This window comes from Pseudomonas sp. PA15(2017), from assembly GCF_001945395.1.
Taxonomy (GTDB): domain Bacteria; phylum Pseudomonadota; class Gammaproteobacteria; order Pseudomonadales; family Pseudomonadaceae; genus Aquipseudomonas.
This window is the reverse complement of record NZ_MSXV01000030.1, coordinates 1-22,876: the sequence shown is the minus strand read 5'-3', so window position 1 is coordinate 22,876 and position 22,876 is coordinate 1. Positions and strand designations below refer to the sequence as shown.

The window sequence follows — 22,876 nt, the reverse complement described above, 5'->3', positions numbered from 1 at the left end:
CGATCCCTGGGTTTCGCTGCGTTCTACGCCAGGCTACAAGAGCGGACGCGGCTATCAATCCAGCATGGTCACGTGTTTCGGGTGGCTGGCGATGCGATCCAGCCAGGCATTGATGGCCGGGTAAGCGCTGAGGTCGAAGCCGCCCTCGTGAGCCACATGGGTGTAGGCGTACAGGGCGATGTCGGCGATGGTGTAGCGATCGCCAACCAGATACGGCGTCTGCTGCAGCTGTCGCTCCATCACCCGCAGCGCCTTGTGGCCACGAACCTGGCAGACCTTGTACTCCTCCTGACGCTCGGCAGGCATGCCCTGGTACAACTGAATGAACCGTGCCACCGCCACATAGGGCTCATGGCTGTACTGCTCGAAGAACTGCCACTGCAGCACCTGGGTACGCAGGCGTGGCTCGGTCTCGAGGAATTCGCTGCCATCGGCCAGGAAGTTGAGGATGGCGTTGGACTCCCACAGACAGGTGCCATCTTCCAGTTCGAGCACCGGAATCTTGCCGTTAGGGTTCTTGGCCAGGAACTCGGGCCGCTGGGTATCGCCATTGAGAATATCGATAGGCACCCACTCGAACGGTTTGCCCAACAGGCTGAGCATCAGCTTGACCTTGTAGCAGTTGCCCGAGCGGTAATCGCCATACACCTTGTACATGTTCATCCCCCCTTTGCCGATAATCACGCCGCGTCCGCGGCCAATCCCTGACGTACCACGCCAGCCAACCGGCGTAGCCCTTCACCCAGGCGCTCCGGTGCCACGTGGCTGAAGTTCAACCGCAGGTAACCGGGCTCACGATCCGGGTCGATGAAGAACGGTTCACCCGGCATGAACGCCACGTTCTGCGCCAGCGCCGCATCGAGCAGCAGGCGCGTGTCCTGGGGCTGCTTGAGCTTCAACCAGAAGAACAGGCCACCCTGGGGAACCTGCCACTCGGCCAGCTCACTGAAGTGTTCGACGAGCGCCGCCTGCATCGCATCACGGCGCAGGCGATAAAAATCTCGCAGCTCGGCCAGGTGCTCGCGGTATTGCTCGGTACCCAGCCATTGCAGCGCCTGCCATTGACCGACGCGGTTGGTGTGCAGATCCGCCGACTGCTTGAGGCGCAGCAGATGGGGAAACAGGTCCGGCGTGGCGATCAGGTAACCGACACGCAGCCCGGGCAGCAGCGTCTTGGAAACGGTACCGGTGTAGATCCAGCTGGCCTGGCGCAGGCGGCTGACGATGGGCGTGGCACTGCCGGCGTCAAACACCAGCTCGCGGTACGGCTCATCCTCGATCAGCGTGACCTGATAACGATCCAGCAGAGCTGCCACGGCGTCGCGCTTGGCTTCGCTGTAGCGCACCGCACTGGGATTCTGGAAGGTTGGAATCAGGTAAGCGAACGCCGGGCGCTGGCGCTCCAGCTGCGCTTCGAGCGCCTGCAGCTGCGGGCCGTCGGCTTCCTGGGGCACGGCCAGGCAGTCGGCGCCGAACAGCTGGAACGCCTGCAAGGCCGCCAGGTAGGTTGGCGCTTCGAGCAGCACCTTGGTGCCTGGGTCGATGAACAGCTTGCTGGCCAGGTCCAGGGTCTGCTGCGAGCCGCTGACGATCAGCACCTGGCTGGCCTCGCAGGGCACACCCAGCAGGCGGGCCTCGGCGGCGATGGCTTCACGCAATGCCGGCTCGCCCTCGCTCATGCCGTATTGCCCCATGCTGGTGGGCATCTGCGACCAGTCGAGCACCGGCAGCATCTCCTCGGCCGGCAGGCCACCGGCGAACGACATCACTTCCGGGCGCTGGGCGGCAGCGAGGATTTCGCGAATCAGGGAGCTTTTCAGGCGGGAGATGCGTTCGGAGAAGGCCATGAGGTCACCAGGTGATAAGTCATGAAACGAGGGTCTGTTGACGTTTCACGCACGGCCGCGCCGGAGCCCGTTTTGCCGCGAGGCAAGGCACGAGCCGCGAAGTTTAGCGGGCGCTAGATGAGCCGGCGAGAAACGCAGCATCGCGGCAATGCGGCTCGCGTTGAAACGTCAACAGACTCTAGGTCAAACTGCTTGACCGAAAGTACGACGCCCGAGACATATACGTCAACATGATTGACCTTAAAAATTCAGCCGACCAGCAAGTTGCCATGGAAGCCTTCTTCTTCGGCTACCAGGCGTTCACCGCCAAGGCCGACGAGATGCTCGCACGCCGCGGCCTGTCGCGGGTGCATCAGCGCGTCCTGTTTTTCATCGCGCGGCATCCAGGGTTGAGCGTCAGCGAGCTGCTCAACTATCTGGGTGTGAGCAAGCAGGCGCTCAGCATTCCGCTGCGCCAACTGATGGAGATGCACCTGACCCAGAGCGTCACCGCCGAGGACGACAAGCGCAAGCGCCTGCTCGGCCTGACGGTCGAGGGCGCCAAGCTGGAGCGCGCCCTGCGCCGCGAACAAGTCAAATTGCTGCAGCGTGCGTTCGATGACAGCGGCAAGCATGCGGTCGACGGCTGGCTGGCAGTGAACAAAGCATTGAGCGATACAGCTCGCCAACCGGAGTAGACCGGACACAACTGTACGGTCACTTCTCGCGAGCGCTGTACCGCGACGACCTCGACGGCAACGCTTATCGTCGACGCTCGATCACGAGAACTCGCCATGACTCCGGAACTTCTGCTCGCTTTTATCGCCTTCGCTTTCGTCACCTCGATCACGCCAGGCCCCAACAACATGATGCTGCTGGCCTCCGGGGTGAACTTCGGGTTGCGCCGCAGCCTGCCGCACATGCTGGGCATCAGCCTTGGCTTCATGGTGCTGATCATCTGCGTGGGGCTGGGCCTGGGCCAGCTGTTCGAACAGCTTCCGGTGCTGTACACCTTGCTGCGTTACCTGGGCGCCGCCTACCTGCTCTACCTGGCCTGGAAAATCGCCTGCTCCGGCGCGCCAGACAGCACCGCTGGCGAGCGTGGCAAGCCTTTCACGTTTCTGCAGGCGGCGGCGTTTCAGTGGGTCAACCCCAAGGCCTGGGTCATGGCCATCGGCGCCATCGCCACCTATACCCCACATGAAAATTTCCTGCTCAACGTGCTGCTGATCGCTGCCCTCTTCGCCGTGGTCGGCGGGCCCTGCGTGGGCCTGTGGACGGTGGCCGGCAGCCTGCTGCGTAACTGGCTGCGCAATGCCACGGTGCTGCGCGTCTTCAATGTCGGCATGGCCGTACTGCTGGTGATCTCGCTGTACCCGATCCTCGCCGACATCAAAGGAGTGCTGTAATGCTCGAGAGCAGCCAACCGCGCCTGCGCCCGCTGGCCGATACCTCCACCGCTGCCGTGGTGGCCGGTTTCATCGGCATGCTCACCGGCTACACCAGCTCCCTGGTGCTGATGTTCCAGGCAGGCCAGGCAGCCGGGCTGAGCAGCGGGCAGATTTCCTCGTGGATCTGGGCGTTGTCGATCGGCATGGCGGTAACCTGTATCGGCCTGTCGCTGCGCTACCGCGCCCCGGTGATGGTCGCCTGGTCGACGCCTGGAGCGGCACTGCTGATCACCAGCCTGCCCGGCGTGCCGTACAGCGAGGCGATCGGCGCCTACATCGTTTGCTCGGCGCTGATTCTGGTCTGTGGCCTGACCGGCAGCTTCGACCGCATCATGCGCCGTATCCCCGGTTCCATCGCTGCGGCGCTGCTGGCCGGCGTGCTGTTCAAGATCGCCCTGGAAATCTGCGTGGCCGCCGAGCAGCAACCGCTGCTGGTGATCGCCATGCTGTTCACCTATCTGCTGGGCAAGCGCCTGCAGCCGCGTTACGCCGTGCTCGGTGCGCTGGTGGTCGGCTGCGTGCTGGCCGGCGCGCTGGGGCTGCTGAACTTCTCCCGGTTCGAACTGCAACTGGCGACCCCGGAGTGGACCACGCCGAGCTTCTCCATCGCCGCGGCGATCAGCATCGGCATTCCGCTGTTCATCGTCGCCATGGCCTCGCAGAACCTGCCGGGCATGGCGGTACTGCGCGCCAACGGCTACGACGTACCGGCCTCGCCGCTGCTCAACACCACCAGCCTGGTATCGATCCTGATGGCGCCGTTCGGCTCCCACGGCATCCACATGGCGGCCATCAGCGCGGCGATCTGCGCCGGCCCGGAAGCTCACGAAGATCCGCGCAAGCGTTATACCGCCGCGGTCTGGTGCGGGATCTTCTACGGGATTGCCGGGCTGTTCGGCGCCACCCTCGCCGCCCTGTTCGCCGCCTTGCCCAAGGCGCTGATCCTCTCGGTGGCCGCGCTGGCGTTGTTCGCTTCGATCATCGGCGGCCTGACCCAGGCCATGGGCGAGCCCAAGGAACGCGAGGCGGCGTTGATCACCTTTCTGGTCACCGCCTCGGGTATGACGCTATTCGGGGTCGGCTCGGCGTTCTGGGGCATCGTTGCCGGGTTGCTGACGTTGGTGCTGCTCAATGCAGGGCGGCGCACGACCTGAGGCCGACGGCAAGTGGCGGTTGCGGCCGTTCGCCGCTCCACTGTGGCAGCGCGGCCGTGCGTGAAACGGGAATGGACCCTAGAGTCTGTGGCTACTTGGCGGCAGCATCTGCCTCCGTCGCCAGCTGCTTGCCATGCGCCGCATTTACCCACCAGCCGAAGGCTGCGGCGGTGAAGAACATGATGATGCTGTACAGCGCTGCTGGAATCGCCATGGAGCTGTTGTTGAGCAACACTGGGCTGAGCGCCAGGGCGATGGCCAGAGTGCCGTTGTGGATGCCGATTTCCATGCCGATGGCGATAGCCTGGCGCAGGCTCAGCTTGAGCAGGCGCGGCACGAAGTAGCCGACCGCCAGGCTCAGCAGGTTGAAGGCCAGGGCCGCTGCGCCGACTACCGGCGCGTAGTCGAGTACCGTCTGCCAGTCCTTGACCAGCGCCAGCACGATGATCAGCAGCAGAAACAGCGCCGAGATGATCTTCACCGGGTTTTCCATGCGCATCGCGAAACCGGGGAAGCGGCTGCGCAGGAACATGCCGATGGCCACCGGCCCCAGCACGATGGCGAACACCTGCACCACCTTGGCGAACTGCAACGGAATGGCCTGGTCGCCTTCCATGAAGTAGGCCAGCGACAGGTTGACGATAAAAGGCATGGTCAGCACCGCAACCACCGAATTCACCGCCGTGAGGGTGATGTTCAGCGCCACGTCGCCATGGGCCAGGTGGCTGTAGAGGTTGGCGGAGGTGCCGCCCGGCGACGCGGCCAACAGCATCATGCCTACCGCCAGCGCAGGCGCCAGGCCGAACGCCTGAACCATCAGGAAGCAGGCCACGGGCAACAACAGCAACTGGCAGAACAGCCCGATCAGTACGGGCTTGGGATACCTCGCCACGCGGGTAAAGTCGGCCAGGGTCAACGACAGGCCGAGGCCGAGCATGATGATGCCCAGCGCCAGGGGGAGAATCACACTCAGCAAGGGACTTGCAGTCATTGCTACCTCGACGTGGTCTGACTTCCGTGATCGTGATCCACACTGTAGCGGGCAATCGTCGGCTCGAGTGCGGACGCGGGCCCCATCAGTTCGATGGATCGGCAGACATTCGGCCACTGCGACATGCTTGTCCAATGCTGGTCCGAGGATTATCACCACAGCTTATTTCAACGGAGGTTTTCCATGTCCACTCAGCTCAACCGCCAGTTTCTGCTCGCCAAACGCCCCAGCGGAATGGTCAGCCGCGATACGTTCGATTACCTGGAAAAACCGGTCGGCGAACCAGGAAATGGACAGATCCTGGTCAGGAACCTCTACCTGTCGCTGGACCCGGCCATGCGCGGTTGGATGAACGACGGCAAGTCCTACATCGCGCCAGTGGGCCTGGGCGACGTGATGCGCGCCCTGGGAGTCGGTGAGGTAGTGGCGTCCAAGCATCCGGACTACGCCGTCGGCGATCACGTCAATGGCGCCCTTGGCGTGCAGGACTATTTCCTTGGTGAGCCACGCGGTTTCTACAAGGTCGACCCCAAGCGTGCGCCGCTGCCGGTGTATCTGTCGGCCCTCGGCATGACCGGCATGACCGCTTATTTCGCGTTGCTCGATGTGGGCGCGCCGAAGAGCGGCGATACCGTGGTGCTTTCCGGTGCGGCGGGCGCCGTGGGCAGCATTGCCGGGCAGATCGCCAAGCTCAAGGGCTGCCGCGTCATCGGCATCGCCGGTGGCAAGGAGAAATGCGCCTACCTGACCGACGAGTTGGGCTTCGATGGGGCCATCGATTACAAGAGCGAAGACCTGCACGAAGCGCTCAAGCGTGAGTGCCCGAAGGGCGTCGACGTGTACTTCGACAACGTTGGTGGCGAAACCCTCGACGCCGTGCTGGGCCGCCTGGCCCCCAAGGCACGCATCGTGATCTGCGGCGCGATCAGCCAGTACAACAACAAGGATGCGGTCAAGGGCCCGGCCAATTACCTGTCGCTGCTGGTCAACCGTGCGCGCATGGAAGGCTTCGTGGTCATGGACCACGCGGCCAACTTCGCCAGCGCGGCGGCTGAAATCGGTGGCTGGCTGGCCGAGGGCAAGATCAAATCCAAGGAGCACATCGTCGAAGGGCTGGAGACCTTCCCGGAAACCCTGCTGAAACTGTTCAAGGGCGAGAACTTCGGCAAGCTGGTGCTCAAGGTCTGATACCCGGCCGGGCGGCCAGCAGGTCGCCCGGCCTCCGATCATCGCCCCTCCCCTCTGCGTTCAACTCTTGCAACGCAAAGATGGCCACTAGCCATTAAATTGCTTGAGCCGACATGACCGTTCGGTTAGTTTCGCCGCCACGCAGCCCGCCGGGCTGACCGTTGCCACGCGCCGGAGCCAGGATGGAACTGTTTTTCACTGCCACAACCCTCGCGCTGATCGTCGCCGCCTACCTTCTTTTGCAACGCGCGCGTAGCCCAGCAGCGCATTGCCGAAAGCAGATGAGTGACTGGCTGTCGCGCTTCGACGCGGCCACTGCGGTCGAGCAACATGAGATGGCCGAAGTACTGCTGCAGCAATCGGCCGAGCTGGCGGCGCAGATGGGCGTCGAGGTGTATCTCGAAGAAGTGCTGCCGGAAGATGGCGACCCCATCGAGCTGATCCGCACCTGGCAAACGCAGCTACCCATCGCCATTCCCGCTCACGCTCTGCCCAACACGCCCGCACGCACGGTGGGCGCCCTGTTGCTGATTCGCGACGTGGAACCGGAAAGCTTTCGTGCGCTGCTGGGGCAAACCATCGCCGGTTGAAGGGCTAGGTGTTTGGTCCCGCAGAGGACTGGTCTATGAAAAGGGGACACATTCCCTGCGTCCTCCGCCTCGCGAATCGTCGCCCGGCCTGGCGAGATTTCTCGCAGCAACGCGGCTTGCGCTGAAACGTCAACGGGCCCTATAGGCTGCGCATCAGGATGATCGGCAAGGCCGTGAACAACAATGTAACCAGGAAAAGAATCAGCAGCAGATCAAGGCTATAGAAGGTCACGTCATTCTCCAGGCGGACAGGCGTGGTGCCCGCATCAGGGTTACCCGCGCCGCATCGTTTGCGGCGCCAGAGGCCTGTGATCACTGCCCGGCGTTGCGCTGCAACATCTGAGCACAAGCCTTCAGATCACCCCTCCACCTTAGCTCAGCTATTGGCGATTGACATGCCGGCGTGCGACAGCCTGCCGCATGCAGACGACCCCCACGCCCTCTCCGGCAGGCCATTGATCTGAACTTCTTCGCCCTGAGGCCTACAGAAAACTGTATTGGATTTTTCAGGAGACGTACCTATGGAACAGTGGAACATCTGGCTCGACCGCGACCTGTGGACCGGCGTGGCCATCGTGTTGGTTGCAACGGCGGTGATCTACACAGTCCTGCGCGCCGTGGTGGGCATTCTGCACAAGCGCCTCAGCGCCTGGTCCAAGGGCCAGGATGGCAACTGGCCGCATTTTCTCGCCGTGGTGATCGGCCGTACCAGCCGCTTGCTGCTGTTGGCCTTCTCCCTGTTGCTGGCGCTGCGCCTGCCGGACCTGCCCGGAAGCTGGCAGGCTGCGCTCAGCCATACCTGGTTCGTCGCGCTGGCCCTGCAGATCGCGCTTTGGGTGGATACCGGCGTGCGCCTATGGTCACGCAGCCTGGTGGTCGGTAAGCACGGCGGCAGCGGCTACAACCCGGTGATGACCACCATCATCAGCATCATGGTGCTGATCGTCGTCTGGTCGGTGATGCTGCTGTCGATCCTCGCCAACCTCGGCGTAGACATCACCGCGCTGGTGGCCAGTCTCGGGGTCGGCGGTATCGCCGTGGCATTGGCGGTGCAGACGGTTCTGGGCGACGTGTTCGCGTCACTGTCGATCGGTGTCGACAAGCCGTTCGAGATCGGCGATTTCGTGGTGTTCGGCGAGGTGGCCGGTAGCATCGAGCATATCGGCCTGAAGACCACACGAATCCGCAGCCTCAGCGGCGAACAGGTGGTCTGCGCCAACGCCGACCTGTTGCGCCAGATCGTGCATAACTACAAGCGCATGGACACCCGGCGCATCGTGTTCAAGTTCGGCATCAGCTACGACACGCCGAGCGACAAGGTGCGCCAGGTTTCGGAGCGAGTCGGCGAAATCATTCGCGCCACGCCGAAAGCCAAGTTCGACCGCGCCCATTTCCTGGGTTTCGACGAGAGTCAGCTGACCTTCGAAGTGGTGTATATCGTGCAGAGTTCGGACTACAACCAGTACATGGACATCCAGCAGGAGATCAACCTGCAACTGCTCGATGCACTACGCGAACTGGATGTGCGCTTCGCCCTGCCGCGCCGTGATTTGCGCCTGGTCGGCGAGCGCATGCCGACGCTGAAGGTTGCTGGCTTGCCGCAGCAGGCCGAACCTGAGGCGGACGATCACGAGCAACGCCTACCGCGCTTCAGCTGACCGCGCCTACGCGACGAGTCAGCGGCAACCGCTCAGGCGATTGCAGTTGACTCGGTCGCGCGCTCCCTTGGAGCTGGACAGCCGGCTCACCACGTTCCAGCCGATTCGCCGGCTGGAACCGAACCACACCTGCCCGTCGGCACTCACGCCGGTGAACAGTTGCAGGCGGCCATAGGTGGTGCTGGTCTGCGCCCAGCTCAGGCCGCTGATCACGTCATAGCCGCGCATCAGGGTGTCATTGCCCTGCTGAAAAATGCCGTAGTGATTGCCGAAACGGTCCGTGCAGTTGACCAGCGTAGCACTACGGGTACAGCGCATCGCGTCACCCGGCAACGTAAACGCCGCTTGGGCAGGCAGAGCCAGCGCTACGAACAGCAAGCCGATCGCTAAGGTAATGCCACGCATGGCGCGAAGCCGTCGTATTGGAATCATGTGCGCACCTCGGGATTGCTCAAACGGGCCATATGCCGGGTGAGCCCGATTCCGGCGCTCACACCGATGGCACACAACGCCCACCACAGGAGTTGTGGCGGCGCCTGGTCGGTCGGCAGGAAGCGGCCGATCAGCACGTTGCTGACCAACGCGACCAAACCGCCTACCCCGGCGAAGAAGCCGTAATAGGCGGCCAGCTGCCCACGCCTGGCGTAGTGAGGCACGTGGGCCGACAGCAGCGGCAGCACCAGCAGGCTACCAAGGCTGAACACCACGGCCATCACCTGCACCGCCAACTGGGCGCCGAACAGGCTGACCAGCGGCTCGGCCAACAGGCCGTAGCTGGCTGCCATCAGCGCCAAACCGATGCCCATGCTCTGCCCTTCGCTCATCCAGCGCTGGCGCAGGGTGCTGACCGGCATTTGCAGCAACACGCCGACCAGTGCGGTAATCACGAACACCTGGGTGATCCATTCCTGACCACCGCCATAGGCGTGGCTGTAGGCCGGCACCGCCAGGTACAGCGGGTGAAACAGCAAAGGATAGGCAGCCGCCAGCAAGGCGAAGCGCAGGAATGGCCATTGCTGGAGCATGTCCAGGCATTGGCGCAGCATGGTCACCGGCTCCTCGCCCGATACCAGGTCCTTGAGCGGCAGGAAGCGCCATTGCACCAGCGTCATCACCAGGAACAGTGCCGCCGATACGCTACCGGTCACCGAGAAGTCGACGCTGATGAACAGCAGGCCGGCCAACGGGCCAAGCAGCATGCCGGCGGTGCTCGCCATGTTGTGCAGGGCGAACGCCTGCTTGCGCAGCTGGGCGTCCTGGCATTCGTCCGCCAGGTAGGCCTGGGCGCAGGGCGTGAACAGTGCGCCGGCGAAACCGCTCAGGCAGGCGGCCAGCAGCAGCACCGTGAGGCTCTCGGAAAACCCGAATACCGCAAAGCCAACGCAGCGCACCCCGCAGCCGATCAGAATGGCACGGCGGTAGCCGATGCGATCCCCCAGCAGGCCGCCGAGCAGGAACAGCCCCTGCTGGCTGAACACACGGATGCCGAGCACCAGGCCCACGGCCCAGCCGGCCAGGCCGAGATTCTCGCTCAGATGCCCGGCCAGGTACGGCATCAACATGTAGAAGCCGAAGTTGAAGCTCAGCCCATTGAGGATCAGCACACGCGCCGCAGGCGAAAGTGACGTCAGGGTGGTGAGGATACGGCGCATCAGGGCACGACACTCATCGCAGGAAATGGCCCTCAGTATGCCTAATTCGCCCGCTCGACGATCTGCTCGAAACGCTGCTTGGCACGCGCCGGCAGGGATGCGGGAATCTGCACCTCGCTGAGCGGAGTTCCGCCGACCTGAATCAGCATCACCATGCCCATGGCCAGGTGCGGAATGCACTGGATGCCATAGAAGCCCGGCACGTCGAATTTCACTTCGACTTCTTCGTTGATCCTGCCCTTGAACGGTTCGGCGCCATCGGGCAGGAAACCTGGCAGGCTCGCGGCATTGTGGCTCGGTTGGGTGGCGATGAACTTCACCGTGTCACCCGGCGCGATGGCCAGGTAATCCGGCTCGTAGACCATGGGCCCGCTAGCGCCACGGTTGAGCATTTTCACTTCGTGCACCTCGGCCAGGGCCGCGGTGCAGAACAGGGTCGCCAGCAAGGCGATTGCGTAACGAATAGGCATGGGAACCGTCCGTGTCAGGCAGGATGAAAACGCAGGACCCGGGCGCCGTCTTCCGGGTCGGTCAGGTAGCGAGCGCGCACGCCGAAGGTGTCGCGCAGGCGTTCGGTGGTCAGCACCTCATCGGGCTCGCCCAGTGCCACCAGCCGGCCGCGCTCCATGACCCCCAAGCGGTCGCATTCCAGGGCCTGGTTGAGGTCATGCAGGGCGATCAGCGTGGTGACCGGTAGCGCCCGCACCAGGTTGAGAATCGACAATTGGTGCTGGATGTCCAGATGGTTGGTCGGCTCGTCGAGCAGCAGGATCTGCGGCTGCTGGGCCAGCGCCCGGGCGATGTGTACGCGCTGGCGCTCGCCCCCGGACAGAGTGCTCCAGGCATGCTCGCGCATGTGGGCCATGTCCACGTCGGCCAGGGCCTGCATGACGATGCGCTCGTCACTGACGGACCAGGGCTGCAGCGCCGACAACCACGGCGTACGTCCCAGTTCGACGGCATCGCGCACCGTCACCGCGTCACTGGTATCGGCCTGCTGCTCGACGAAAGCCAGTTGCCGGGCCACGTCGCGGCGGCTCAGGCTCGTCAATGGCTTGCCATGCAACTGTACCTGGCCACTGCCTGGCGCACGAATGCCGGAAAGCAGCTTGAGCAGGGTCGATTTGCCCGAACCGTTGGGCCCGATCAGCCCCAGGGTTTCGCCCTGGCGAATCTGCAGATCGACGCCGGCCACGATCGCCCGGCCCTTCACCGACCAGCCAAGGTCGCTGCATTGCAACACGGTGCTCATCGTACCCGCCTCCCGCGCACCAGAATCACCGCGAATGCCGGTGCACCGACCAGCGCGGTGACCACCCCAATGGGCAGCACCTGGCCCTTGATCGCCGTGCGCGACAGCACATCGGCGGCGATCAGGAACACTGCGCCGATCAGCGCCGAAACCGGCACCAGCCGACCATGCCGCGCGCCCACCAGCAACCGCGCAGCGTGGGGAATCACCAGGCCGACGAAGCCGATGGAGCCGACGATCGACACCATCACCGCGGTAACCAGTGCGGTACAGGCGATCAAGGTGGCCTGCACACGACGCACCGGCACGCCCAGCGAAGCCGCCGACTCGGCACCAAAGGTGAAGGCATCCAGCGCCCGTGTGTGCCAGGCGACCAGCAAGACCCCGGCCAGGGCCATCGGCACGGCCAGCAGCACATCTTGCCAGTCGACTCCGCTCAGGTTGCCGAGCAGCCAGAACATGATGCCGCGAGCCTGCTCGGCGCTGGCCGACTTGGTGATCAGAAACGAGGTCAGTGCGTTGAATAACTGGGAGCCGGCGATGCCGGCAAGAATGATCTGTGCACTGCCGCTGATCGCACCGCCGCCCGCCGCTCGGGCCAGCAGCGCGACCAGGGCGAACGCGGCGACCGCGCCGAGAAAGGCGCCCATGGACAACGACAGCATGCCGGCGCCCAAGCCAAGCAAGGCCACGGAGACCGCGCCGGTGGACGCGCCAGCAGAAATGCCCAGCAGGTAGGGGTCGGCCAGCGGGTTACGAAGCAGCGCCTGCAGCACCACCCCGGACACCGCCAACCCGGCCCCGCAGCTGGCAGCGACCAGGGCGCGGGTCAGGCGGTAATTCCAGACGATGCCTTCATCGATCGGGTCGAGCACGAAGCCCGCCGCGAACAGTTTGTTGGCCAGTACCTGAAACACCACCGAGGGCGCAATGCGGGTTTCGCCCAGGGCGACTCCGGCGATCACCGCCACACCCAGGAGCAGCAGGCAGGCGATGGTCAGCAGGAGCAGGCGAGAACTGCGTGCGATCATTGGAATTCGTCAACGGCCTTGGCGAGGGTTTCGATGCCTGTGATCATGCGCAACGAGGCCTGCATGCCATCGGCGTCGATGATCACGATACGCCCGTTCTTGACGGCATCCATGTGCTTGGCGACCGGGTCGTTGCGCAGGAATTCGAGCTTCTTTTCCACGTCGTCGGCGGGAAAGCGACGACGGTCCATGCGCGCCAGCACCAGCACCGTGGGGTTGGCCTTGGCCAGGGTTTCCCAGCCGACGCTCGGCCACTCCTCGCTGGACTCGACCACGTTGCGCAATCCCAGGGACTTCATCATGTAGTCGGCCACGCCCTTCTGGCCGGCCACGTACGGGTCCAGATCCATGTCCGGGCTGGAGAACCAGAACAGCGCGGAAATATCCTTGGCCTGGCGCTGCTCGGCACCGGCCACCGCCGCGGCCAGGCGCTTCTGCAGGTCGGCGACCAGGGCGTCGCCCTTGTCCTGCACGTCAAAGATCTGCGCCAGCTGGTTGATGCTCTTGTACAGGCTGTCGATCTGGAACGGCTGCAGGCGGGTACCGTCGGCGCCGACCAGGTTGTCCTTGCCTTCGCAGTCGGTCGGCATGATGTAGGTGGGGATGTTCAGGTCGTGAAACTGCTTGCGCGTACCCACCACGCCCTGCTCGCCCACCATCCACTCGAACTGCACCGCAACCAGGCCCGGGCGCTTGTTGATCACCGATTCGAAGCTTGGGTCGTTGTCGGCCAGGCGCGGCACCTTGGCATTCTGCGCCTCGAATTCGGGCAGCACGTGGCTGAACCACAGCGAGGTGCCGGCCAGGCGTTCGCCCAGGCCCAGGGAATAAAGGATTTCGGTACCCGCCTGGCCGATGGTCACGGCGTTGCCGGGGCTTTTCGCGAACGTTAGCGACTGGCCGCAGTTTTCCAGGGTGAGCGGGTATTGGGTCGGGCCGGTGGCATGAGCCATGGAAGACAGCGCCAGGGCGGCGCCGATGACGGCAAGGCGTGGTACGAACATGCGGGTGATCTCCTAATCAACAAATACGCATAACGGCAGTGCGTAGGCTGGAGAACACATCACGCTGCGCGGCCATGGCCGCACCTGTCCCTTGCGGGAAGTGATCACGGATGCCCCCTCCCGGACACCCCGCCGGCGGTTCGATTACTGGCGCCTGCCCGCAGAAGCGGAATCAGACCCATGCCGGCAGGTCTCCTGACTGGTACGTCCATGCAGCGCGGCGGCCTTCCCGGAAGCGATTCCAGTGACACGAATGCAGCGCTGCTCAGTACCTACAGTTGCGGGGGCAGTTCCGTTTGGCCACCAGAGGCGGCGACGGATTCCCTATTAATTCCTCGCGGAAACCGGCGGCGGCATCTTAAACGATTAAGTGATCCGCCTGCAGCGCTTTGCCGCAGTTTCCGTTCACCGACTGCAATCGGTTCCAGCCAAGCCCACGCAGTGCCCTGCGCAAAAGCGCGGCCATTATTGTTATAACATAACATTTTAGCAAGCCGAATCAGCTCTTGATGCCCGGCCACGCATGGCCCCTGAAATTATCGACCCAGAACTTGCAATGGGAATCATAATCAACAACACTATAAATGTTATCTTATAACGTAATTATCGGAGCTCTCATGAAACCAGGTATTCACCCCGGCTATCGCCCTGTTCTGTTCCACGACGTCGCTGCTGACGCCTACTGGCTGATCGGCTCGACGGTCGACACCGACAAGACTCGCCAGCACAGCGATGGCAACACCTATCCCTACGTCACCCTGGACGTGTCCAGCGCCTCGCATCCCATCTATACCGGCCAGCAGCGCCAGGTCACCAGCGAAGGCCGTGTGGCTGGCTTCAACAAGCGCTTTGCAGGCTTCGCAGGAGCCAAGGCATGAAAGTAGTCGCCTCGCTTAAACAGGCCAAGTTGCGTCATCGCGACTGCCAGATCGTCAAACGTCGCGGCCGCATCTACGTGATCTGCAAGACCGAACCGCGCTTCAAGTGCGTGCAGGGCCGGCCCAAGCCACAACGCAAGAACAAGGGATAAGTGCCTGCATCGCCATCGCGGCGCGATTGCAGCCATCTTTCCAAGGCCGCGTCGCGACAACCACTCGCCGCAGGGCGCGGCTACAGTATCGAGGCGTTTGCAAAATCGACGGTTCGACACCATGCCGGTAGGAGCGTCGCCCTCGGCGCGAATGCGACAGTGGCCGTTCTCAACATCTGCGGCGCGACAACCATTCGCCCGCAAGCAGGCTCCTACAGCATCGAGGAGCCTGCAATATCGACGGTTCGACGCCATGTCGGTAGGAGCATCGCCCTCGGCGCGAAGCGATTTTCGGTCATCCCGCAGATGGCACCGCGACGACCAGGCCATGCGACAAGCATGGCCAACTCAACCTGCCACCTCCCCCAGCTCACGCAAATAACGCCAGGGATAGATACCGCGGTCGTGACCATCGTCGAACACCAGTTGCACACCATAGCCCTGGGCATGGATCGCCGTGATGCGTATGCCATCCGGCACCACATCGATACGCTGCGCCAACCGGGCCGCCCGGCATTTCGAGCATGGGCACGCAGCACGCAGGCGGCCATGGCCGAGCACCAGAACCTGCCCTTGCCCCCAATCCACGGTCAGCGTGGCTTGCGCGGCACTGTTGCGTACTGCGACGGGCGCCTGGTTCATGCTTTTTGCAGGCGCAACTGGCCGATGGCGATCCGCACGGCCTTGCGCACTTCCGGGTCGGCATCGTTCTCGGCGGCTTGCAGGGCTGGCAGCGCGGCGCCATCGCCCAGCTCGCCCAGTGCCAGCGCCGATTCCTTGCGCAGGTTGCTGATGGCGTGCCCGAGCAATTCCACAAGCCCGTCATGCGCCGCTGCGAAGCGCAAGCGACCGAGCGAGCGCACCGCGCGCAGGCGCACCTGCCAGTAGCTGTCGCTCAGCGCCTCCAGCAGCGCGGGGCCGGCCGTCGCCTGGCCGACCTTACCCAGCGTGGTGGCTGCTTCTTCGCGCACCTGCCATTCACGATCCTTGAGCGCCGCCTTTAGGGCCGGCAGCACGCTGTCGTCGCTGGCCAGGCCCAAAGCGCCGGTTGCCGCACGGCGTACTTCGGTATCGCTATCGTCACTGGCCAGGCGCGCCAACAGGGGCAAGGCATCGCTTTGCTTGAGCCAGCCAAGAATGCCCACCGCCTCGCGACGCACGAAGGCATCGCTATCCTGCAGCGCCGCAACAGCGGTGGGTACGCTGTCGATCAGGCGCAACTCACGCAAGGCACGCAACGCGCTGGCGCGTACGAAGGCGTCAGCATGAACCGCCCAAGGCAACACCACACGGCCCGCCTCAGCGCTCTTCAGTTCGCTGAGGCTCTGCGCCGCCGCGCCGCGTACCCGGGCGTCGGCATCGGTCAGCGCCGCACAGAGCGCGTCGACCACCTCGGGCTCCTCCCAGGCTTCCAGCAGCCGCGCCGCTTCGGCCCGCACATCGGCAGAGCTGTCCCGGGTCAGCGCCCGGGTCAACCAGGGCAACGCCTCAGGTTCTTCCAGGTCGGCCAGTTCGATCAGGGCGATGCGCCGCACCCCGGCGTCGCCATCCTGCAGGCGCGGCAGCAGGTCGAGAATATCGGGGTTGTCGGTGCTTGTATCGTTGTTCGGGTTGGTCATAGCGCTACTCGCAATGGCGGATGTTCGGTAGGCAGGCCGAGCGGCGTCAGGCGCGGCAGCTCGCGGCCTTCTTCATGGCGCAGCAGTTCCAGACAGTGGCGCTTGAGCTGCACGAAGTCGGGACTGGTCAACAGGCCGGCGTAGCGTGGGCGACGGAAGTCCAGGCGCAAGTCTTCGATAAAGCGGCCCGGTCGCGGGCTCATCACCAGAATGCGATCGGCCAGGAACAGGGCTTCGTCGATGTCATGGGTGACGAACACCACCGTGGTGCGAACCCGGCCCCAGATATCCAACAACAACTCCTGCATCTTGCTGCGCGTCTGGGCGTCCAGGGCACCGAAGGGCTCGTCCATCAACAGCAGGCGTGGCCGGTTGATCAGCACCCGGGCGATCTCGGCGCGCTGCTGCATGCCGCCGGAGAGCTGATTGGGCCAGCGCGAGGCGAAATCCTGCAGGCCAACCAGGCCAAGGAATTCCCGCGCCCGCTGGCGCCGTTCCACTTTGCCGATGCCCTGCATCTTCAGGCCGAAAGCAACGTTGTCGAGCACGCTGCGCCAGGGCAACAGGGTGTGATGCTGGAACACCATACCGCGCTGCGGCGACGGGCCACCCACCGCCTGGCCATCGACCCGCAAGGTGCCAGCGCTGGGCGTCAGGTGCCCGGCCAGGGCGCCAAGCAAGGTTGATTTGCCACAACCGGACGGGCCGAGAATGCACACGAACTCGCCCGCCGCGATGGAGAAGTCCAGCGCCTGCACGGCTTCGAATGCCTGGGCGCCTTCGCCGAGGCGGATGGTCAGTTTTTCAATGTCGATCCGTCCGGCCGACAGCGCCGTTTCATGGATGCTCATCAGTGACGCCCTCCCGCGCGGTACCAGGGCGTCAGCAGACTGCCGAGGCGCTTGACCAACAGGCTGCTGCCCATGCCGAGCACACCGATCAGCAGCATGCCGACGATGATGTCCGGGTAGTTCTGGATGGTGTAGGACTCCCAGGTGTAATAGCCGATGCCGAACTGCCCGGAGATCATTTCCGCAGTGACCAGGCAGAACCACGAAGTACCCATGCCGATCGCCAGGCCGGTGACGATGCTCGGCGCAGCGCCCGGCAGGATCACCTCACGAAGGATCGCCAAGCGCCCTGCCCCGAGGCTGCGCGCCGAGGCGACCAGGCGGGCGTCGACGCCCTCCACGCCATGGATGGTGTTGAGCAGCACCGGGAACAGCGCGCCGGTGAAGGTGATGAAGATCATCGACAATTCAGAGGAAGGAAACATCAGGATCGCCAGAGGAATCCAGGCCACGGCAGGAATCGGCCGCAGCACTTCAAGCGGTGGTAGCAGGCTGTCTTCGGCCCAGCGAGAACGGCCAATGGCGATGCCCAGGGCGACGCCCAGCACGGCGGCGATCAGGTAACCGGAAAACACCCGGCCGAGGCTGCTGCCGACGTGATCCCAGAGCCTGCTGGATTCGACCAGCGCCACGGCAGCGTTCACCACCGAGGCTGGCGTGGGCACGTAGGTAAAGGTCAGCAAGCCGAAATCCAGGCGCGATTGCGTCGCCACCTGCCAGAAAACCAGGCACAGGGCCAGCGAAGCCAGACGCAAGGGCCAGCGGTGTAGAGAAGTCATCATCAGGCTCCAGTGAAATGCTGCGCCACATGGGGCATGGCGCAGCAGGCCGATCAGCGGGCGGCTATCTGGCGCTGGTTGGCGCTGCCGAAGTCCAGCGCTTCACCGCCGTGAGCCTTGGCATAGGCCTGGGCCTGATCCTTGAGCAGGAAGGCGCTGAGTTCACCTTTGCCGTTACGCACGAACCAGGCCTGGTTGGCCAGCAGCTTGATGCCGCTATCAGCGGCCTGGGCGTAGATGGCGCGGATGTCCTTGCCCTCTTCCTCAAGTTGCGCCAGGGCTTTGAAGGCAGCCTCCGGCGAGGCGTAGTGGCGCACTTTGCTCTCGCCACGCACCCAGATCTGCGCCACACGCTTGAAGTCGGTGATCGGCTGGCCGGTCACTGCATCGTTGGCCTCTAACGGCAGTTGCGCGTAGTTGGCCAGCGCCTGGCCATAATCCCGCCCCTCGGCCTCGAAGGCGGCCTTGATGTACTGGTCATCGATGAATTGCTCGACGTTCAGGCCGCGGTCGGTCTTCTTCAGCAACTTGAGGGTGTCGATGGAGGTGGCAACCGCCTGACGGTATTCAGGCTTCCAGGTGAAATCGCGGGTCTGCAAACCCAGCGGACCGTGAAACAGGTAGTTCACCTCTGCCTCGATGCCGGTGACCTTTTCGATCAGCTCACTGTACTTCTCCGGCTCGGCAGCGAACAGGCGATCGGCCTCCAGGCCGGCGCGCAGATAGGCCGTGACGATCTCCGGGTACTTCTTGGCATAGTCGGCGTCCACCAGCGCGCCGTGCAGGGTCGGCGCATCGGCCTGGGAGCCGTCGTAGATCTTGCGGGCAAAACCACGATTGGGGAACAGTTCGGCGAACGGCACGAAGTCGGCGTGGGCTTCGATGCGATTGCTGCGCAGCGCCGAGCCGGCGATCTCCGGCGCCTGAGCGATGATGCGCACGTCTTTCTGTGGGTCCCAACCCTGGGCGGCGACGGCGCGCAGCAGCATGCCGTGGGCAGTGGACGCGAACGGCACGGAAATGGTCTTGCCCTTGAGTTCGGCCAGCGACTGCACGCTGGATGCCGCCGGCACCACGATGCCGTTACCGCTGCCCTTGGTGCTGCCCGAGAGCACGGTGATGAACAGGCTTTGCTTGCCGGCGTCACGATGAGCCACACCGTTGAACGAACCGGGGAAATCGGCCATGGCGCCGAAGTCCAGTTTGCCGGCGACCATTTCATTGGTCAGCGGCGCGCCGCTGGTGAAGTTCTTCCACTCTACTTCGTACGTGGCGTCCTTGTACTTGCCGTCGCGCGGCAGGTATTTGTCGAGCAGGCCGAGCTCGCGGATCAGCAGGCCGCCAGTGGCGCAGTTGATGGTGGTGTCCTGGGTGCCGATAGCGATGCGGATGGTCTGCGCCTGAGCGGAAGCGGCAGCGATGGCCAGCGCAAGGCCGGCGATGGTAGTACGCAAGTGCATGGGTGTCTCCCCTCGAATCAATGGTATTCGTCTCCGCCAGCCGGTCGGTGGTGGGAAACGAGGGGTGTGTCGATCAGGCGTCCGGTGGTTGGCCGGATGGCGTGTTGCTTTTTCTTATGTTTGGTTGTGCATCCGTAGCCTGGGTTGAACGCAGCGATACCCAGGTGAATGGCAACTCAGCGCAACAAATACGGAATCTCGACGCGCACCGCGTCGGTCGGGCAATCCTTCTCGCACGGCATGCAGTACCAACACTCGTCGAACGCCATGTAGGCCTTCTGGGTCGCCGGATTGATCGCCAGCAGGTCCATCGGGCAGACGTCGACGCACACGGTGCAGCCCTTGTGGGCGATGCACTTGTCTTCGTCGATGGTCACGGGGGCATTGCTGCGGAACAGGATTTCCTGGGGCTGGAAGCTCATATCACGGTGTCCTCGGAGCCTGCGGCTCTCGTATTTTTCTGCGTCTGATCAGCGACTCATCACGCCGCTTCGGTCTTCACCCGCAGGCGGTTGTAGGCCTGCTGCTCTTCGTCATCCAGCGGAATCAGGTAAGGCTCGACCGGCTTCTTGAAGCTGATCATCTGGCCGTGCTCGTCCTTTTTCAGGTGGCAATGCACGAACCACTCGGCGTCGTTGCGCTCGGGATGATCGACCCGGTGGTGGTACAAACCCCAGCGGCTTTCCTTGCGAAACAGCGAGGCGCGGGCGGCCATCTCGGCGCAGTCGCGGATCACGCTGACTTCCATGGCGCGCATCAGCTCGTGGGCGCTGTTGGCCTTCAGCTCGCCCAGATCCGCTTCGATGGCGGCAAAGCGCTGCAGGCCGATCTCCATCTTTCTGGTCACCTTGGGCGGCTGCAGGTAGTCATTCACGAAACGGCGCAGCTTGTACTCCACCTGGGCCGGCGGCAGGCCGTGCTCGCGGTTCAGCGGCGCGTAGACCCGCGCCCGCTCGGCGTCGATCTGCGCCTGATCCAGTGCGCTGTAGTCGCGCTCGGCGACGAAGTCGGCAGCGTTGTTGCCGGCGAACCAGCCGTAGGTGAAGGCGCCGAGCATGTAGTTGTGCGGCACCGCCGCCATGTCTCCGGCCGAATACAGGCCCTTGACCGAGGTTTCCGCCCGCTCGTTGACCCATACGCCGGAAGCGCTGTGGCCACTGCAAAAGCCGATCTCGGAGATGTGCATCTCGACCATGCTGGAGCGGTAGTCGGTGCCCCGCCCGGCATGGAACTGGCCGCGGCTGGGGCGCTCGTTGCTGTGTAGAATTTCCTCGATGTTCTGAATGGTTTCCTCGGCCAGGTGATCGAGTTTGAGGAACACCGGGCCGTTGCCGCCTTCAAGTTCCTGATGGAACTCCCACATCATCTGGCCGCTCCAGTAATCGCACTCGATGAAACGTTCGCCCTTGTTGTTGGCGGTATAGCCCCCCAGCGGGCCGGTCACGTAGGCGCAGGCCGGGCCGTTGTAATCCTTGATCAGCGGGTTGATCTGGAAGCACTCCAGATTGGCCAGCTCGGCCCCGGCGTGATACGCCATGGCATAGCCGTCGCCGGCATTGGTCGGGTTCTCGTAGGTGCCCATCAGGTACCCAGAAGACGGCAGCCCGAGACGTCCGGCCGCGCCGCAGCAAAGAATCACCGCCTTGGCCTTGATCACGTGGAAATCGGCGGTGCGACAGTCGAAACCCATCAGGCCGTTGACCGCACCGTCGGCAGCGGTCAGCAGGCGTGTGGCCACCAGGCGATTGGTGATGTCCACCCGGGCGCGCTTGAGCTGGCGATACAGCACCTTCTTGATGTCGTGCCCTTCAGGCATCGGCAGAACGTAGGCGCCCATGTGATGCACCTTCTTCACCGCATAGTCGCCGGTTTCATCCTTCTCGAACTTCACGCCCCAACGGTCAAGCTGTGAGAGGGTTTCGAAGCTATGGGTGGCATAGGCGTACACGGCGGCCTGGTTGACGATGCCGTCGTTGGCTACGGTGATTTCCTTGGTGTACTGCTCCGGCGTGGCGTGGCCGGGGATCACCGCATTATTGAGGCCGTCCATGCCCATGCTGATGGCACCGCTGCGCTTGACGTTGGCCTTGTCGACCAGTAGCACGCGCAGGTTATTGTTGCGCTCTTTGGCTTTGATCGCCGCCATCGGGCCAGCCGTGCCGCCGCCGATGACGACGATGTCGTATTCCTGCTCCCGGGTCTCGATGCTCATGATTGGGCGCTCTTCTGTCGGTCGATGCGCAGGCGATACTGGAAGGCATCGCCGCGGTAATAGAGGTGTTCGAAGTCCAGCGGTGTGCCGTCAGCAGTGTGAGTCAGGCGCTCGATACGCATGATCGGCGAGCCTTCTTCCACGTTCAGCGCCTGGGTCAGGTCGCTGTCGGAGAGCACGGCGTCGATGGCCAGGTCGGCATGGCCGAGAGCGATGCCGCAATCGTTTTCCAGGATGAGGAAAATGTCGCGGGTCACCAGATCGGCCTTTTCCAGCTTCTCGCCAATGGCGTGGGGTAACCAGGTGATCTCCAGGGAGATAGGTTCGCGGTTGATCAACCGCACCCGGCGGATTTCGGTGACCGTACTGCCCTGTGCCACCTGCAAACGCTCGGCCACCAGGGCCGAGGCCGGAACGTGGCGCAGGCTGCGCAGTTTGTTAATCACCTCGTAGCCCATCTGTTTCATCGACTCGCCCAGCCCCTGCAGGGTGCTGACGTTCTGGAAGGCTTTGGGCTTGGCGACGAAGGTGCCCTTGCCGTGGATCTTGAAAATCATCCCCTCCTTCTGCAGGTCGCCCAATGCCTGGCGCACGGTGATGCGGCTGACGGCATAGGTCTGACCCAGTTCGTTCTCGGAGGGCATGCGGCTGTGCGGCGCATAGCTGCCATCGAGAATGCGCGCGCGCAACAGCTCCTTGAGCTGGCTGTACAGAGGAACGGGCGATAACGGGATGAGCTGCGACATCGGTATCCTTTCTGATCGACTTGTCATAACAAGTAGTGACAAGAAACTAACGAACAAGAACAGATGTAGGAAATATTGATATCGAATAAGCATATGGCGCCACGATGGCCCTCAGAGCCTGTTCACACGATCTTTCTGGGCGTGAAGCGGCAGCAAGACGGGAGCAGCCGTCCGCTGACCCACTGTGGGAGCGGGCCATGCGCGCGAAAAATCGCGGGCACGACCCGCTTCCACAGGTACTGCGCCGATGACCGCTGCCGCCACCTAGCTGTGTAAACCCAGTACGTTGTTCAGTGGCAATGGAGCCCGACTGATTGGTGGTTTGTAGTTGAGACTGCTGTGCGGCCTGTGCCAGTTGTAGTGGTGCAGCCAGGCTGGCAAA

General features: G+C 63.6%; 26 protein-coding genes and 1 riboswitch. Of the genes, 8 read left to right on the top strand and 18 right to left on the bottom strand.

Features of this window, described 5'->3' with window-relative positions:
- Positions 1 to 54 precede the first annotated feature (54 nt).
- Together BVH03_RS10000 and BVH03_RS09995 are read right to left on the bottom strand one after the other, a co-directional pair.
- A complete protein-coding gene (locus BVH03_RS10000) occupies positions 55 to 657 on the bottom strand; it encodes a glutathione S-transferase family protein (protein ID WP_075961058.1) in 603 nt (200 codons plus the stop codon).
- 23 nt (positions 658 to 680) lie between these two features.
- Positions 681 to 1,847, bottom strand: coding sequence for a PLP-dependent aminotransferase family protein (locus BVH03_RS09995; protein ID WP_075961021.1), 1,167 nt, complete (start codon positions 1,845 to 1,847; stop codon positions 681 to 683).
- Between the two features lie 230 nt (positions 1,848 to 2,077).
- On the opposite strand from BVH03_RS09995, the gene BVH03_RS09990 reads away from it, so the two are divergent.
- From BVH03_RS09990 to BVH03_RS09980, 3 genes are all read left to right on the top strand, one after another.
- Positions 2,078 to 2,524, top strand: a complete 447-nt coding sequence (locus BVH03_RS09990) for a MarR family winged helix-turn-helix transcriptional regulator (RefSeq protein ID WP_075961020.1) — start codon at positions 2,078 to 2,080, stop codon at positions 2,522 to 2,524.
- Between the two features lie 96 nt (positions 2,525 to 2,620).
- On the top strand, positions 2,621 to 3,235 hold the full coding sequence (locus BVH03_RS09985) for a LysE family translocator (RefSeq protein ID WP_075961019.1): 615 nt from the start codon (positions 2,621 to 2,623) through the stop codon (positions 3,233 to 3,235).
- Entirely contained in the window at positions 3,235 to 4,431 is a 1,197-nt protein-coding gene (locus BVH03_RS09980) for a benzoate/H(+) symporter BenE family transporter (RefSeq protein ID WP_075961018.1), read from the top strand. Before BVH03_RS09985 ends, BVH03_RS09980 begins: the two co-directional genes overlap by 1 nt.
- Before the next feature lie 91 nt (positions 4,432 to 4,522).
- Here BVH03_RS09980 and BVH03_RS09975 read toward each other — a convergent pair whose 3' ends face one another.
- Positions 4,523 to 5,422: a bile acid:sodium symporter family protein gene (locus BVH03_RS09975; protein WP_075961017.1), complete on the bottom strand. Its 900-nt coding sequence runs from the start codon at positions 5,420 to 5,422 to the stop codon at positions 4,523 to 4,525.
- Between the two features lie 183 nt (positions 5,423 to 5,605).
- On the opposite strand from BVH03_RS09975, the gene BVH03_RS09970 reads away from it, so the two are divergent.
- The 3 genes from BVH03_RS09970 to BVH03_RS09960 all read left to right on the top strand — a co-directional run bounded on the left by BVH03_RS09970 (position 5,606) and on the right by BVH03_RS09960 (position 8,858).
- Positions 5,606 to 6,610 (top strand): NADP-dependent oxidoreductase, encoded by a 1,005-nt coding sequence (locus BVH03_RS09970; RefSeq protein ID WP_075961016.1) that lies wholly within the window; start codon positions 5,606 to 5,608, stop codon positions 6,608 to 6,610.
- A gap of 281 nt (positions 6,611 to 6,891) precedes the next feature.
- Positions 6,892 to 7,200: a hypothetical protein gene (locus BVH03_RS09965; RefSeq protein WP_143485937.1), complete on the top strand. Its 309-nt coding sequence runs from the start codon at positions 6,892 to 6,894 to the stop codon at positions 7,198 to 7,200.
- Between the two features lie 521 nt (positions 7,201 to 7,721).
- Complete coding sequence (locus tag BVH03_RS09960) at positions 7,722 to 8,858, top strand: mechanosensitive ion channel family protein (protein WP_075961014.1); 1,137 nt, start codon at positions 7,722 to 7,724, stop codon at positions 8,856 to 8,858.
- Positions 8,859 to 8,876: 18 nt separating this feature from the next.
- On the opposite strand, the gene BVH03_RS09955 is transcribed toward BVH03_RS09960, so the two are convergent.
- Genes BVH03_RS09955 through BVH03_RS09930 form a run of 6 tightly spaced genes read right to left on the bottom strand, consistent with a single transcriptional unit; the run spans position 8,877 to position 13,797 of the window.
- Positions 8,877 to 9,263: a hypothetical protein gene (locus BVH03_RS09955; RefSeq protein WP_075961013.1), complete on the bottom strand. Its 387-nt coding sequence runs from the start codon at positions 9,261 to 9,263 to the stop codon at positions 8,877 to 8,879.
- Between the two features lie 23 nt (positions 9,264 to 9,286).
- Positions 9,287 to 10,510, bottom strand: a complete 1,224-nt coding sequence (locus BVH03_RS09950; protein ID WP_075961012.1) for an MFS transporter — start codon at positions 10,508 to 10,510, stop codon at positions 9,287 to 9,289.
- Positions 10,511 to 10,551: 41 nt separating this feature from the next.
- On the bottom strand, positions 10,552 to 10,980 hold the full coding sequence (locus tag BVH03_RS09945) for a pseudoazurin (RefSeq protein ID WP_075961011.1): 429 nt from the start codon (positions 10,978 to 10,980) through the stop codon (positions 10,552 to 10,554).
- 14 nt (positions 10,981 to 10,994) lie between these two features.
- Positions 10,995 to 11,762, bottom strand: a complete 768-nt coding sequence (locus BVH03_RS09940) for an ABC transporter ATP-binding protein (RefSeq protein ID WP_075933159.1) — start codon at positions 11,760 to 11,762, stop codon at positions 10,995 to 10,997.
- Positions 11,759 to 12,793, bottom strand: a complete 1,035-nt coding sequence (locus BVH03_RS09935) for an iron ABC transporter permease (protein WP_075961010.1) — start codon at positions 12,791 to 12,793, stop codon at positions 11,759 to 11,761. Before BVH03_RS09935 ends, BVH03_RS09940 begins: the two co-directional genes overlap by 4 nt.
- On the bottom strand, positions 12,790 to 13,797 hold the full coding sequence (locus tag BVH03_RS09930; protein ID WP_075961009.1) for an ABC transporter substrate-binding protein: 1,008 nt from the start codon (positions 13,795 to 13,797) through the stop codon (positions 12,790 to 12,792). The genes BVH03_RS09935 and BVH03_RS09930 overlap by 4 nt, the downstream gene beginning before the upstream one ends.
- A 167-nt stretch (positions 13,798 to 13,964) precedes the next feature.
- Positions 13,965 to 14,161: riboswitch (cobalamin riboswitch) on the bottom strand.
- 253 nt (positions 14,162 to 14,414) lie between these two features.
- Between BVH03_RS09930 and BVH03_RS09925 the strand changes: the two genes are divergently transcribed.
- Positions 14,415 to 14,675 (top strand): type B 50S ribosomal protein L31, encoded by a 261-nt coding sequence (locus BVH03_RS09925; RefSeq protein WP_075961008.1) that lies wholly within the window; start codon positions 14,415 to 14,417, stop codon positions 14,673 to 14,675.
- A complete protein-coding gene (gene ykgO, locus BVH03_RS09920; RefSeq protein WP_042552546.1) occupies positions 14,672 to 14,827 on the top strand; it encodes a type B 50S ribosomal protein L36 in 156 nt (51 codons plus the stop codon). The genes BVH03_RS09925 and ykgO overlap by 4 nt, the downstream gene beginning before the upstream one ends.
- Positions 14,828 to 15,175: 348 nt before the next feature.
- Here ykgO and BVH03_RS09915 read toward each other — a convergent pair whose 3' ends face one another.
- The 9 genes from BVH03_RS09915 to BVH03_RS09875 form a co-directional block, all read right to left on the bottom strand.
- Positions 15,176 to 15,469, bottom strand: coding sequence for a gamma-butyrobetaine hydroxylase-like domain-containing protein (locus BVH03_RS09915; protein ID WP_075961007.1), 294 nt, complete (start codon positions 15,467 to 15,469; stop codon positions 15,176 to 15,178).
- Positions 15,466 to 16,446 (bottom strand): HEAT repeat domain-containing protein, encoded by a 981-nt coding sequence (locus BVH03_RS09910; RefSeq protein ID WP_075961006.1) that lies wholly within the window; start codon positions 16,444 to 16,446, stop codon positions 15,466 to 15,468. The genes BVH03_RS09915 and BVH03_RS09910 overlap by 4 nt, the downstream gene beginning before the upstream one ends.
- A complete protein-coding gene (locus tag BVH03_RS09905; protein ID WP_075961005.1) occupies positions 16,443 to 17,297 on the bottom strand; it encodes an ABC transporter ATP-binding protein in 855 nt (284 codons plus the stop codon). Before BVH03_RS09905 ends, BVH03_RS09910 begins: the two co-directional genes overlap by 4 nt.
- The gene (locus BVH03_RS09900) at positions 17,297 to 18,079 is read right to left on the bottom strand and encodes an ABC transporter permease (protein ID WP_075961004.1); all 783 of its coding nucleotides are present in this window, start codon (positions 18,077 to 18,079) and stop codon (positions 17,297 to 17,299) included. The genes BVH03_RS09905 and BVH03_RS09900 overlap by 1 nt, the downstream gene beginning before the upstream one ends.
- Positions 18,080 to 18,129: 50 nt before the next feature.
- Positions 18,130 to 19,536, bottom strand: a complete 1,407-nt coding sequence (locus tag BVH03_RS09895) for an ABC transporter substrate-binding protein (protein ID WP_075961003.1) — start codon at positions 19,534 to 19,536, stop codon at positions 18,130 to 18,132.
- A 176-nt stretch (positions 19,537 to 19,712) separates the two neighbouring features.
- Positions 19,713 to 19,958, bottom strand: coding sequence for a ferredoxin family protein (locus BVH03_RS09890; protein ID WP_075961002.1), 246 nt, complete (start codon positions 19,956 to 19,958; stop codon positions 19,713 to 19,715).
- A gap of 59 nt (positions 19,959 to 20,017) precedes the next feature.
- On the bottom strand, positions 20,018 to 21,742 hold the full coding sequence (locus BVH03_RS09885; RefSeq protein WP_168175610.1) for a fumarate reductase/succinate dehydrogenase flavoprotein subunit: 1,725 nt from the start codon (positions 21,740 to 21,742) through the stop codon (positions 20,018 to 20,020).
- A 2-nt stretch (positions 21,743 to 21,744) separates the two neighbouring features.
- Positions 21,745 to 22,494: a GntR family transcriptional regulator gene (locus tag BVH03_RS09880; RefSeq protein ID WP_075961000.1), complete on the bottom strand. Its 750-nt coding sequence runs from the start codon at positions 22,492 to 22,494 to the stop codon at positions 21,745 to 21,747.
- A 264-nt stretch (positions 22,495 to 22,758) separates the two neighbouring features.
- On the bottom strand, positions 22,759 to 22,876 hold a 118-nt coding region (locus BVH03_RS09875; protein ID WP_143485886.1), incomplete at its 5' end, for an integrase core domain-containing protein.

Bases quoted from the DNA above. Each gene is read 5' to 3' on its own strand.
- BVH03_RS09880 (WP_075961000.1), bottom strand. From the start codon at position 22,494: ATGTCGCAGCTCATCCCGTTATCGCCCGTTCCTCTGTACAGCCAGCTC.
- BVH03_RS09960 (WP_075961014.1), top strand. From the start codon at position 7,722: ATGGAACAGTGGAACATCTGGCTCGACCGCGACCTGTGGACCGGCGTG.
- BVH03_RS09935 (WP_075961010.1), bottom strand. From the start codon at position 12,793: ATGATCGCACGCAGTTCTCGCCTGCTCCTGCTGACCATCGCCTGCCTG.
- BVH03_RS09980 (WP_075961018.1), top strand. From the start codon at position 3,235: ATGCTCGAGAGCAGCCAACCGCGCCTGCGCCCGCTGGCCGATACCTCC.
- BVH03_RS09945 (WP_075961011.1), bottom strand. From the start codon at position 10,980: ATGCCTATTCGTTACGCAATCGCCTTGCTGGCGACCCTGTTCTGCACC.
- BVH03_RS09905 (WP_075961005.1), bottom strand. From the start codon at position 17,297: ATGAGCATCCATGAAACGGCGCTGTCGGCCGGACGGATCGACATTGAA.
- BVH03_RS10000 (WP_075961058.1), bottom strand. From the start codon at position 657: ATGTACAAGGTGTATGGCGATTACCGCTCGGGCAACTGCTACAAGGTC.
- BVH03_RS09970 (WP_075961016.1), top strand. From the start codon at position 5,606: ATGTCCACTCAGCTCAACCGCCAGTTTCTGCTCGCCAAACGCCCCAGC.
- BVH03_RS09975 (WP_075961017.1), bottom strand. From the start codon at position 5,422: ATGACTGCAAGTCCCTTGCTGAGTGTGATTCTCCCCCTGGCGCTGGGC.
- BVH03_RS09910 (WP_075961006.1), bottom strand. From the start codon at position 16,446: ATGACCAACCCGAACAACGATACAAGCACCGACAACCCCGATATTCTC.
- BVH03_RS09915 (WP_075961007.1), bottom strand. From the start codon at position 15,469: ATGAACCAGGCGCCCGTCGCAGTACGCAACAGTGCCGCGCAAGCCACG.
- BVH03_RS09930 (WP_075961009.1), bottom strand. From the start codon at position 13,797: ATGTTCGTACCACGCCTTGCCGTCATCGGCGCCGCCCTGGCGCTGTCT.
- BVH03_RS09940 (WP_075933159.1), bottom strand. From the start codon at position 11,762: ATGAGCACCGTGTTGCAATGCAGCGACCTTGGCTGGTCGGTGAAGGGC.
- BVH03_RS09895 (WP_075961003.1), bottom strand. From the start codon at position 19,536: ATGCACTTGCGTACTACCATCGCCGGCCTTGCGCTGGCCATCGCTGCC.
- BVH03_RS09950 (WP_075961012.1), bottom strand. From the start codon at position 10,510: ATGCGCCGTATCCTCACCACCCTGACGTCACTTTCGCCTGCGGCGCGT.
- BVH03_RS09990 (WP_075961020.1), top strand. From the start codon at position 2,078: ATGATTGACCTTAAAAATTCAGCCGACCAGCAAGTTGCCATGGAAGCC.
- BVH03_RS09890 (WP_075961002.1), bottom strand. From the start codon at position 19,958: ATGAGCTTCCAGCCCCAGGAAATCCTGTTCCGCAGCAATGCCCCCGTG.
- BVH03_RS09955 (WP_075961013.1), bottom strand. From the start codon at position 9,263: ATGCGTGGCATTACCTTAGCGATCGGCTTGCTGTTCGTAGCGCTGGCT.
- BVH03_RS09995 (WP_075961021.1), bottom strand. From the start codon at position 1,847: ATGGCCTTCTCCGAACGCATCTCCCGCCTGAAAAGCTCCCTGATTCGC.
- BVH03_RS09925 (WP_075961008.1), top strand. From the start codon at position 14,415: ATGAAACCAGGTATTCACCCCGGCTATCGCCCTGTTCTGTTCCACGAC.
- BVH03_RS09965 (WP_143485937.1), top strand. From the start codon at position 6,892: ATGAGTGACTGGCTGTCGCGCTTCGACGCGGCCACTGCGGTCGAGCAA.
- BVH03_RS09985 (WP_075961019.1), top strand. From the start codon at position 2,621: ATGACTCCGGAACTTCTGCTCGCTTTTATCGCCTTCGCTTTCGTCACC.
- BVH03_RS09900 (WP_075961004.1), bottom strand. From the start codon at position 18,079: ATGATGACTTCTCTACACCGCTGGCCCTTGCGTCTGGCTTCGCTGGCC.
- ykgO (WP_042552546.1), top strand. From the start codon at position 14,672: ATGAAAGTAGTCGCCTCGCTTAAACAGGCCAAGTTGCGTCATCGCGAC.